The following is an 11,063-nucleotide window of genomic DNA, read 5'->3' on the forward strand; positions in this document are numbered from 1 at the left end:
CGCGCGCCGCGGCGAGGACCGCCGCGGCGCCTACTTGATGAGCCTGACGACGTCGCGGAACCGCCTGTGCCGCGCCGTGCCGAGCCACTCGAACGCCACCATCTCGGTCGTTACGATCTCGGTGCCGTGGGCCGCCATCCGGGCGAGCGCCGCCTCCCGGTTCTCGATCCGCCGCGAGCCCACGGCGTCGGCCACCACGGCGACGCGGCGGCCGGACTCGCGCAGCCCGAGAACCGTCTGCAGCACGCAGACATGCGCCTCGCAGCCGCTGACCACGAGGTCGCGGTCCGCGGGCAGGCGCTCGAGGAAGCCGGGCGTCCGGGTCGCGCCGAAGCTCATCTTCGCGAAAGCCGTCCCGGGCTCGGGCGCCAGGGCCGGCACGGTCGGCCCGAGGCCGCCGGCATTCTGCTCGGTGACCAGGACCGGGACGTCGAGCAGCTGCGCGGCGGCGAGGAGGCGGCCCGCATTGGCGACGACCCCGTCCCCTTCCGCGATCGTCGGCATCAGCCGGGCCTGAACGTCGATGACGAGGAGGAGCGAGCGGGCGGGGTCGATCAGCGGCATCGATGTCTGGTCCCTGCGGACGGGTCGCGTCGGAGACGGAGGGGGCCCATCCTGGCCCCATCCGAGCCGTATCCTCGCCCCATCCGGTCCGGTGGGGACCGCGCCCGCAGGCATGACACGTGCGCGCCCCGACCGCGACCCCGCCCTAGAGCCGCTCCCGATCGTTTTGCGACGGTTGGGAAGGGCGGCGACTCCGGTCCCGGCAGCCGCGCCAGGCTCCCTCTCCCTCGCGGAAGAGGGCACCGGTGCCTCGTTCGGCACAACCCCGGCGGTCGCCTCCGTCCCGAACCGACAGGGAACGGCTCTAGCGGAGCGCGATGTCGCCGGGGATGTTCGCCGCCGCGGCGCCGCCGGCGGCCTTCTCGAACCACCGCCGGGCGGCTTCGAAATCCTGCTTCACCCCGCGACCGTTGACGTAGAGGAAACCGAGATTGTTCATCGCGTCCACGTTGCCGCCGGCGACCGCCCGCTCGAACCAGCGGCGGGCCGCGGCGGCGTCCCGCTTCACGCCCTGACCGTTGAGGTGCAGGCTGCCGAGGGCGTTCATCGCGTCAACGTTGCCGGCGGCGGCGGCCTTCCCGAACCAGGACGCGGCCGCGCCGTAATCCTGCCCGACGCCCTGACCGTTGGCGTAGAGTAGGCCGAGATTGTACAGGGCCGACGCGGCGCCGGCGGCCGCCGCCTTCTCGTACCAACTGCGCGCGGTGGCGTAGTCCTGCGTCACGCCCTGGCCGGCATCGTAGAGGCTGCCGAGGTTGTTCATGGCCTCGGCGTTGCCCGCCAGGGCGGCCTTCTCGAACCACGCCGCCGCGGCGGCGTAGTCCTGCTTCACGCCCTGGCCGTTGTAGTACAGGCTGCCGAGGTTGAGCATGGCGTCGACGTCACCGCCGGCGGCCGACTTCTCGAACCAGCGTCCGGCCGTACCGAAATCCTGCTTCACGCCCTGGCCGTTGATGTAGAGGATTCCGAGATTGTACATCGCGGCGGCGCTGCCGCTGACGGCCGTCGTCGTGGAGAGGCTCCCGGCGGTCTCCGCCTGTGCGCCCAGCCCGGACAGGACCGAGAGCGCCAGAGACATGGAGACGATGGATGTCGCGCGCATGGCCGTGAATCCCTGTGCGGGCACGCGAACGGTCATGCCCTGCGCGGAAGCCGATCCCGAGCATCTTCCGCAATGCTGAAGGCGTGTTCCCGAACCTTCTTCGTCCGCTGACAGTCTTACGGGCGAAAAACCCTTCGGCTGGACTGCACCGGACTGATCCTTGACCTATCCGGGCCCGGCAGGACTTTCTGGACCAAATCGCACATGCGGCCCGCATGGTCGGCCGACATCGCCGGCGCGCGCCACGGGCCGCGACAGGGTTCGCGCGCGGCGGGGACCGTGCGGGACCGGCCGGAAGGAGGCGTTGAGGGCTCGGCGGGGCGGGCGACCGGTCCCGGGACGCGTCGCTAGTAGGTCGCGAACAGCCGCGCCACCGCCTCGGGCTCCGCCGTGACGGTCAGCGCCAGGGCGAGCAGGATCCGGGCCTTCTGCGGGGTGAGGTTGTCGGCGCTGAGGATGCCGCGGCTGCGCAGCCGGGTGGTGAGCGGGACCACGCCGCTGCCGGCCCGGGTCGACATCACCACCACGATCCCGGCGGCGGCCGCCGCCTCCAGGGCCTCGGCCTCGGCGGGTGGGGTCATGCCCGGCGCGAGACCGGCCGCGACGAGGCCGCGCGCGCCCGCGGCCAGGAAGGCCCGGACCGCGGTGCCGTCGGCGTCGGCGTACCCGTAGGCGACGTCGACCCGCGGCAGCGCCGGCAGGGTCCGGATGTCGAAGGGCGTGCCCGGCGCGTGCGCCCGCTCGGAGCGGCGGTAGTAGCGGACGGACTCGCCGTCGACGTGGCCGAGCACGCCGAAATCCGGGGTCCGGAAGGTCTGGAGCCGGGCCACCGAGGTCTTGGTCACCTCGCGGGCCGCCTGGATCTCGTCGTTGAGCACCACCAGCACGCCGCGCCCGCGGGAGGCGGGCGCCGCGGCCGTGCGCACGGCCGCCACGAGGTTCAGCTTGGCGTCGGTGGAGAGGGCGCTCATCGGCCGCTGCGAGCCGACCAGCACCACCGGCAGATCCACCGTCAGGGTGAGGCTGAGGGCGTAGGCGGTCTCCTCCAGCGTGGCGGTCCCGTGCCCGATGACGATGCCGGCGAGGTCCGGGTGCTCGGACGCGAGGCGCTCGCACAGCCGGACGAGGTCGCGCCACTCCGCGAACCCGATCGCCGGGCTCGGGACCGCCCGGAACGGCACCGGCACCACCGCGGCGACTGTCGCGAGTTCCGGAACTGCGTCCAGGATCGCGCCGGCCTCGAGACGCCGGTCGGTGGCGGTGTAGTCGAGGATGTCGAGGGCATCGCGGCCGAGGGACGAGATCGTCCCGCCTGTGCCGATGAACGCGACCTTGGGCAATCCGGTCCCCGCTCCTGCCGCCATGCCGTCTCTCCCGTGCCTGTCCGGCGCTGTGATGCCGCGTCGCGCGGCCGGGGTCGACCCCGGCCGCGCGCAGGCGGGCGATGCACCGGGCGGGAGGCCCGCCGGGCGCGTCCCCGGCCTCAGCTGCGGAAGTCGAGGAGGAGCGCCGAGACGGCGCCGCTGTTGGCGGTGCCGCTCGCCCCGTAGCCGACGCGGCCCGACTGGCCGCTCTGGAGCTGCTGGATGAAGGTGGATAGCAGGTCGTTCGTCGTGCGCGCCGCGTCGGTGGTCGAGGTCGAAGTCGAGGTCGAGGTCGAGGCCGACGCGGAGACCGACGCCCCGCTCCCGGCGCTGCCCGCAGCGTCCGTCGGCGCCGGGCCGGGCGGGGGCCCCGGCGGCGGACCGTCCGGGCCGGCGACGTCGCCAGTCCCGTCGCCAGTGGCGTCCGCGCTCTGGGTGCTCCGGCCGTGGCTGGCGAACAGGTTCTTCAGCTCCGTGGCCTGGTCGGCGGTGAGGCTGCCGCTGCTGACCTGATCGGCGATCAGGCCGTCGATCCGGTCCTTCATCGAGGACGGGTCGAGCCCGGACCGGCTCGTCGCGCTGGTCGAGGCAGCGCTGGTCGACGACAGGCTCCTATCGATGCTGCTCAAGGCGCCCGCGAGGGCCGTCGCGTCGGTGCTGCTGATCGTGCCGGCCGACAGCGCGCTGCTGATCGTGTCGGACATCCGGGTCTGGGGCGACGCAGGCGGCGACCATCGCTGCGCGGCGAGCTGTGCTGTCGCGGTGGACGAGACGGTACTCATGGGGGGCTCGGGTCACGGATGAGCCGGATTCGCCCGGCGGCGGGTCCGTGTGCAAATTACCCACGCGGTTCTTAAGGCCGCGTTTCCGGGATCGCCCGGATTCCCGTCGCGCTGGCGGACTCGGGGACGGCCCGGAGCCGGGGCGCGACCGGGGATACCGGTCGCGCCGCTCAGAGGCTCGCGGCCATGCGCAGCGGCGGCGCCTCGGCCGGGCGCGCCGCGGCCTCGGCGTGGCCGTAGAGGCCGCGGTGCTTCGGGTTCGGCGAGAGCCGGTCGGTCAGGCCGATCACCGTCTCGGCGGCGCCGAGCAGCAGCGCGCCCTCCGGGGCGAGCTGCGCCGCGAGCCGCGCCAAGACGTCGGACTTGGTCGGCGCGTCGAAGTAGATCAGCACGTTGCGGCAGTAGATCACGTCGAACTGGCCCAGCGAGGCGAAGCTGTGCAGCAGGTTGAGCTGACGGTAATCCACCATGCTGCGCAGGCTCTGGGCGATCTGCCACTGCTCGCCGACCTGGGTGAAGTACTTGATCAGCCACTGCACCGGCAGGCCGCGCTGGACCTCGAAATGGCTGTACAGCCCGAGCTTGGCCTTCTCGATCACCTCGGTGGACAGGTCGGTGGCGACGATCTCCACCTGCCAGCCGGCGAGCCGCGGCGCCGCCTCCTGAAGGAGCATGGCCAGCGAGTACGGCTCCTGCCCGGTCGAGGCCGCCGCGCACCAGATCCGCAGCCGGCGGCGGCCGGCATTGCGCGCCAGCACGTCCGGCAGGAGCGTGTCGCGGAACAGGTCGAAGGGGATCCGGTCGCGGAAGAAGAAGGTCTCGTTCGTGGTCATGGCCTCGACCACGGCCCGCTCGATCGTGCTGTTCTGGGCGAGCTTGAGGGCGCCGATCAGGTCGCCGAGGCTGGCGAGGCCGAAGCGGCGGCAGACCGGGGTCAGCCGGCTCTCCACGAGGTAGCGTTTCTCCGGCGTCAGCGCGAGGCCGGAGCGCTGCTTCAGGAAGGTGCGCAGGAATTCGAACTCGAGCTCGGTCATGCCGGCTGCCCCGTGATCAGGGCGCGCAGCGCCGTCGCGAGTTCGGGCAACGGCAGCACGGCCTCGGCGAGCCCGGCCCGCGCGACGCTGCCCGGCATGCCCCAGACCGTGCTGGTGGCCTCGTCCTGAGCGAGGACCGGGCCGCCGGCCTCGGTGAGCGCCCGGGCGCCGTTGGTCCCGTCCGAGCCCATGCCGGTGAGGATCACGGTCGCGGTGGCGGCGCCGAACACCACCGCCGCGTCCTTGAACAGGACGTCGACCGCGGGGCGGCAGAAATTCACCGGGGGGCCGTCGGTGAGCTTGATGATCGGGCCGCCGGCCCCGCCGGCCAGCCCCATGTGGCGGCCGCCCGGGGCGACGTAGATGCGGCCCGGCTCGACCCGCTCCTCGGCCTTGCCCTCCGCCGCCGGGAGCCCGGTGCGGGTGGCCAGATGCTCGGCGAAGACCGCCGTGAAGATCGGCGGCATGTGCTGGACGATCAGGACCGGCAGGCGCCGCAGGGCGGCGGCGCCGATGCCCTCCAGCATCTCGCCCACGGCCCGCGGGCCGCCCGTGGAGGAGCCGATCAGCAGGGCGCGGGGCTGGGTCCGGTTGCGGACCTTGGGCCGGAGCGTGAAGGGAGTCGCGGGGCGCGCCGCGGCGGCCGGCGCCGGATGCGCCGCGGCCGGCACGGCCGCCGGCGCGGGCGCGGCGTGGTAGCCCGGCGCGTGGCCGGCGGGCGCGGCGGACGGGCGCCGGTTCCGCGCGCGGGCGGAGCCGAACACGCGGACGCGCTCGATCAGCTCGACCCGGAACGTGTCCGAGGTGGTGACGCCGCGGCTGCTCTCCGGCTTGGCGATGTAGTCCACCGCGCCGAGGGCGAGGCATTTCAGCGAGATATCGGCGTTGCGCGTCGTCAGGGTCGACATCATCACGACCTGCACGCTCGGGCTCATGGCGAGCATGCGCGGCAGCGCGGTCGTGCCGTCGAGTTCCGGCATCTCGATGTCGAGCAGGACCACGTCCGGGTCGTGCTTGGCCATCAGCTCCAGGGCGATCCGGCCGTTGGAAGCCGTGCCGACGAGCTCGAATCCGGCCTCGCCGATCCAGCGGGCCACGAGGCCGCGCACCACGGCCGAGTCGTCGGCCACGAGCACACGGATCGCCGTGGCCGATGAGGTCGTGCTCTGGGTTGGCGGCGTGCGCAGCGGGGCGACCGCGGGACTCAGGGCCATGATGATTGCCTCGGGTGCAGGGTCGCGGGGCTCGGGCCGCGGGTCAGGGAGCGGGCGATCAGGCCGCGTCGGCGACGAGACCGACCTGTTCGAGCTTGGCCGTCAGGATGTCGCGGTCGAAGGGCTTCATGATGTACTCGTCGGCCCCCGCCCGGAGGGCGCGGGCGATCGCCCCGACGTCGTTCTCGGTGGTGCAGAACAGGACCTTCGGCGCGCCCCCGCCCTCGCTCTGGCGCAGTGCCTGGAGGAACGCGTAGCCGTCCATGTTCGGCATGTTCCAGTCGAGCAGGATGGCGTCGGGCATGCTGGCCGCGCAGGCCTCGAGGGCGGCGCTGCCGTCCTCGGCCTCGCTGACATTCATGCCGAGATCCTCGATGATCCGCCGGGCGACCTTCCGGATCACCGCGGAATCGTCCACCACCAGGCAGGTGGTCTCGTGGGGCGCCTTCATCGACCTCTCCCTCAAGCCGCCTTGGCGCCGGCGGGCGTGAAGCCGAGGAGCGCGTCCACGTCGAGGATCACCAGGAGCCGGCCGTCGAGGCGGTGGACGCAGGTGGCGAGGTCGCGGAAGCGCGGATCCAGGTTGATCGGCACCGCCTCGCGGCTGTCGGCGCCGAGCTTGAGCACCTCGCCGACGCCGTCGACCACCAGCGCGAAGGTCTCGCCGGCCTGCTCCAGGCCGATCGCCATCTTCGGGCTGGCCTTGCTGCCGTCCGCCTCGGCCTCCGCGTCCGGCAGGCCCAGGCGCCGGCGCAGGCTCATGGCCGTCACGACCCGGCCGCGCAGGTTCAGCAGGCCGACGATCTCGGCCGGCGCCAGGGGAACCGGCGTCACGCCCGACGGGACGAAGACGTCGTGGACCCGCTCGATCGCCAGGCCGAACAGCGTCTCGCCGACGAAGACCGTGACGAAGTCGTCGGTGGCGCCGGTCTCGGCGCCGTTGGTGGTGGCGCCGCTGGTGTTGGCGTTGGCAGCCTGCATCGGAACTCTCCGGATTCGTTCGTCGCGATCGTCGCGATCGGCCTGGGTCGATCGGCTTGGGTCGATCGGCCTGGGTCGATCGGCTTGGAGCGATCGGCCGGGGTCGATCGCCCGGGGCGGGCGGCGCGGCGGCTCAGGCGGCTTTCGACACCGTGGCGGCGCCGATCTCGGCCAGCGCCGAGATCAGGCCGCTGCGGTCGAACTTCGCCACGAGGTCGCTGATCGCTAGCGCCCGCGCCTTCTCCACCGCGTCGGCGCCGATCGCGCCGGTGAGGCCGATCACCGGGAGCCCGGCGAGGCGCGGCTCGGCCCGCCGCATCGCGGCGACGAGGTCGAAGCCGCTGCGACCCGGCATCTCCAGGTCGGTGACCACCACCTCGATCTGCGGATCGGACTGGAGGGTCGACAGGGCCGTCTCGGCGCTCGACGCCGTGACCACCTGGTAGCCCGCGGCCTTCAGCACCGGGCTCAGCATGTCGCGGAAGAAGGCCGAGTCGTCGACCAGGAGGACCGTGGAGATCTGCTCGGGCCGCTTGAGACCGCGCGCCCAGTCGTCGTAGGCCAGCGGCAGGAAGTGGGCGATGTTGATGATGTCGGTCGCCCGGCCCCGCAGCACCGCCGAGCCGATCAGGTCCGACCGGTCCGCCGCGATCTCGATGTCGAGGCGCTCCTCGACGATGTCGACGATCTCGTCGACCACGAGACCCATGGCGCGCTCGCCGTCGGAGAACACCACCAGGGCCTGCGTCCCCTCCGACTTGATGGTGATCGCCGCGTCGGCCGGGACCAGGGGCATCAGGCGCCCGCGGTACTGGATCAGCGCGCGGCCGCCAAGCCACTCGACCTTGGCGCACTCGATCTCCTCGAGACGGGTGACCAGCGACAGCGGCACCGCCTTGAAGCTGCCCTGGCCGCCCTTGAACACCAGGAGCGTGGTCTTAGTGTCGGTCATCTCGACCGCCTCGTCGGCGTCGGCGTCGATGTGGCCGCCGCTGCCCTGGACGCCCTGCGCCACCTGACGGGCCACGCCGTTCGGATCGACGATCAGCACCACGGCGCCGTCGCCGAGGATCGTGTTGCCGGCAAACATCGGGATGTGCCGCAGCTTCACCGACATCGGCTTCACGACGATCTCCTCCGTGTGGAAGACCTCGTCGACGAGGATGCCGAAGCGCTCGCGCCCGACCTGGGCGACCACCACGAAGCCGGCCTGGTCCGTCTCCGCGCCCGGGCTCGTCTGGCCGAGCAGGCCGGTGAGCGAGACGATCGGCAGCAGCCGCTCGCGCAGGCGCAGCACCGGCGCGCCGTTGATGTGCTCGACCCGCTGCGCCCCGGCATCGACCCGGACCAGCTCCAGCACCGCCACCTGCGGCAGGGCGAAGCGGTGCTCGCCGGCCCGGACGATCAGGGCGGCCACGATCGCCAGCGTCAGCGGGATCTTGATGGTGAAGGTGGTGCCGCGACCCGCGGTGGTGGCGATGTCTATCAGGCCGCCGATGGTCTCGATGTTGGTCTTGACCACGTCCATGCCGACGCCGCGGCCCGAGACCGAGGTCACCGCCGCCGCCGTCGAGAAGCCGGCGTGGAAGATGAACTTGGCGACCTGGGCGTCGGTCATCCGCTCGATATCGGCCTGGGAGGCGAGGCCGCGCTCCGCCGCCTTCTTGCGGATGGCCGCGAGGTTCAGGCCCTTGCCATCGTCGGCGATCTCGATCGTGATCGTGCCGCCCTCGTGGTAGGCGGCGAGGCGGATCGTTCCGCGGGCGGGCTTGCCCGCCGCCACGCGCTCGGCGGTCGATTCGAGGCCGTGATCCGCCGAGTTGCGGACCATGTGGGTCAGCGGGTCCTTGATGACCTCGAGGACCTGGCGGTCGAGCTCGGTCTCGTTGCCGACCATCACGAGGTCGATCTGCTTGCCGAGTTCGGCCGAGAGGTCGCGCACCACGCGCGGCAGCTTCTGCCACGCGTTGCCGATCGGCTGCATGCGCGTCTTCATGACGCCTTCCTGCAGCTCGGCGGTGACGTGCGACAGGCGCTGCAGCGGAACCTTGTAGCTCGAATCCTCGTGCCGGCGGGCGATCTCGAGGAGCTGGTTGCGGGTCAGCACCAGCTCGGAGACCATCGTCATCAGGTGTTCGAGCGTGTCGACGTTCACCCGGATGGTCTGGTTCTTGGCGGCGGCGGTCGTCTCGCCCTCGGCGCCCTCGACCTTCTCGGCGCGCGCCGGCTCGGCCTTCTCGGTCTTCTCGGCCTCGACGGGCTCGGGCTTCTTCTCGGCCTTGGGCGCCGCGCTGACGGCGGGCGCGGGCGCCGGGGCGACGGCGGCCGCGGGGGCGGGCATCGCGGCCACGGGGGCCGGCGGCGGGAGGAAGTCCGATTCGTCCGGACCAGGAGCGGCCAGGAAGGCGGCCTCTAGGTCGTCCAGGGAGACCTCGCCGGGCTTCAGCTCGCGGACCACCGGATCGGGCAGGACCGGCTCGGGCGGCGGCGGCGGGGCGGCGGCCTCCGGCTCCGGCGAGCCCTCGGCCATGCGCTCCAGGGCGGAGATGAGGTCGTCGTCCGAGCCCGCGGGCTCCGTGCCGGTGGCCTCCAGATCGGCCAGGATCGCCTTCAGCCGGTCCAGCGTCAGCAGGATCAGGGTGACGGAATCCGACGTGGCGGGCAGCCCGTCACGGAAGCGACCCATCAAGGTCTCGGCGGCGTGCGCCAGAGCTTCCAGCCGCGGGAGTCCGAGGAACCCGCAGGTTCCCTTGATCGTGTGCACGAGTCGGAAAATGTTCCGCAGAATAGTCTCGTTGTTCGGATCCTGTTCGAATCGAACCAATTCTGCATCGACCGTGTCGAGATGCTCCCCGCTCTCGGTCAGAAACTCGCGAAGCAGGTCGTCCATAGGCGCTACTCGTTACGCGGAGAAGGTCTCGCGCAACCTACTTACTCGCGCGGGGTTAGGGAAGCGTTTCCATCCCGGCCCCGCGCGGCACCTTTTTCAGAGTTTCACGCCAGCGCCGTGTCCGAAGCTTCTCCATCGGAGTCTTCGGACGCGTCGATCACTGCGGGCGTGGCGGTGATAGTCACTTCATCGCCCTCGATGGCGAAGCGGACATCCATGGCGGCGGCCCGGGCCACGAGGCCCGCGTAGAACGGCAGGATGCCGTGGGCGTCGACGGTGCCGCTCTCGGGGCTGCCGGCCATCAGCTCCTCGACGTGGGGCGGGATGCGGGCATGCGAGCCCTTGGCCTTCAGCACCAGCGTGGGCGCCTCGCCGTCGCCGGAGACGACGACGTCGATCAGGCCGCCCCGGGGAATCGCCGAGGTGGCGACCATCACGAGATTGAGCAGGAGCTTGACCTTGTTCTTCGGGAACAGCGCCTGCGGGGCGCTCCAGGTCAGCTTGGTCTTCTCGTCGGAGAACATGCCCTTGGCCACGCTCTCGGCGTCGGCGAGGTCGATCGAGGCGCCGGCCGAGCCGGCGGCCCCGAAGGCGATGCGGGCGAATTTCAGCCGCGCCGAGGCCTGACGGGCGCTCTTCCCGATCAGCTCCAGGGCGAAGGTCCGCATCGATTCGTCCTGGTCGTCCTCCAGGACCTCGAGCCCGTTCACGATCGCGCCGACGGGGCTGATCACGTCGTGGCAGACGCGGGAGCAGAGCAAGGCGGCGAGGTCGAGGCCGTCGAGAGTCAGGGTGGGCGAGGTCGGGGAGGACATGGTGCGCTCCGGGCGGGCGGATCGGAAATGCGGACGTCTGCGGGCCGGGGCCCCGGTCGGGGCTGCCGGTTCCCGGCCGCCCGGTTCTCGGCCGCCCAGTCCTCGGCCGCCCCTGCGGCGATCGAGTCGCCCGAAGGGATCCCGCGCGGCCCGCGGGCCGGACCGGGGGCGACGACCGGTCCGCACGGATAGACGCCACGGTCGGCTTTGAAAAGCGTTACCGGATCGGACGGAAGGCCGGGACGGCCCCCGATTCCGGGCCCGCGCGGCCGCGAACGCGTCGCCGCTGCCCGGTCCTGGCCGCATCGTGAACGCGC

At 72.2% G+C, this 11,063-nt stretch carries 10 protein-coding genes; all 10 read right to left on the minus strand.

Annotated features, from left to right (window positions below; all coding sequences use genetic code 11):
* Nucleotides 1-30: 30 nt before the first annotated feature.
* Nucleotides 31-564, minus strand: coding sequence for an isochorismatase family protein (locus ABIC30_RS27825; protein WP_091928113.1), 534 nt, complete (start codon nucleotides 562-564; stop codon nucleotides 31-33).
* Between the two features lie 304 nt (nucleotides 565-868).
* Nucleotides 869-1,666, minus strand: a complete 798-nt coding sequence (locus tag ABIC30_RS27830) for a tetratricopeptide repeat protein (RefSeq protein WP_020094383.1) — start codon at nucleotides 1,664-1,666, stop codon at nucleotides 869-871.
* 347 nt (nucleotides 1,667-2,013) lie between these two features.
* Nucleotides 2,014-3,030 carry an asparaginase gene (locus ABIC30_RS27835; protein ID WP_091981130.1) on the minus strand — a complete coding sequence of 339 codons (1,017 nt, stop codon included), beginning with the start codon at nucleotides 3,028-3,030 and terminating at the stop codon, nucleotides 2,014-2,016.
* A 119-nt stretch (nucleotides 3,031-3,149) separates the two neighbouring features.
* On the minus strand, nucleotides 3,150-3,734 hold the full coding sequence (locus ABIC30_RS27840) for a hypothetical protein (protein WP_244603286.1): 585 nt from the start codon (nucleotides 3,732-3,734) through the stop codon (nucleotides 3,150-3,152).
* A 248-nt stretch (nucleotides 3,735-3,982) separates the two neighbouring features.
* Entirely contained in the window at nucleotides 3,983-4,846 is an 864-nt protein-coding gene (locus ABIC30_RS27845; protein ID WP_020094379.1) for a CheR family methyltransferase, read from the minus strand.
* Complete coding sequence (cheB, locus tag ABIC30_RS27850; RefSeq protein WP_103986160.1) at nucleotides 4,843-6,060, minus strand: chemotaxis-specific protein-glutamate methyltransferase CheB; 1,218 nt, start codon at nucleotides 6,058-6,060, stop codon at nucleotides 4,843-4,845. The genes ABIC30_RS27845 and cheB overlap by 4 nt, the downstream gene beginning before the upstream one ends.
* A gap of 58 nt (nucleotides 6,061-6,118) precedes the next feature.
* Nucleotides 6,119-6,511, minus strand: coding sequence for a response regulator (locus ABIC30_RS27855; RefSeq protein ID WP_012320961.1), 393 nt, complete (start codon nucleotides 6,509-6,511; stop codon nucleotides 6,119-6,121).
* An 11-nt stretch (nucleotides 6,512-6,522) separates the two neighbouring features.
* Nucleotides 6,523-7,041, minus strand: coding sequence for a chemotaxis protein CheW (locus tag ABIC30_RS27860; protein WP_020094377.1), 519 nt, complete (start codon nucleotides 7,039-7,041; stop codon nucleotides 6,523-6,525).
* 133 nt (nucleotides 7,042-7,174) lie between these two features.
* A complete protein-coding gene (locus tag ABIC30_RS27865; RefSeq protein WP_234081377.1) occupies nucleotides 7,175-9,931 on the minus strand; it encodes a hybrid sensor histidine kinase/response regulator in 2,757 nt (918 codons plus the stop codon).
* Between the two features lie 104 nt (nucleotides 9,932-10,035).
* Nucleotides 10,036-10,746, minus strand: coding sequence for a histidine phosphotransferase ChpT (gene chpT / locus ABIC30_RS27870; protein ID WP_020094375.1), 711 nt, complete (start codon nucleotides 10,744-10,746; stop codon nucleotides 10,036-10,038).
* Nucleotides 10,747-11,063: the final 317 nt, after the last annotated feature.

It is taken from the genome of Methylobacterium sp. 1030 (genome assembly GCF_040544715.1).
Lineage (GTDB): Bacteria > Pseudomonadota > Alphaproteobacteria > Rhizobiales > Beijerinckiaceae > Methylobacterium.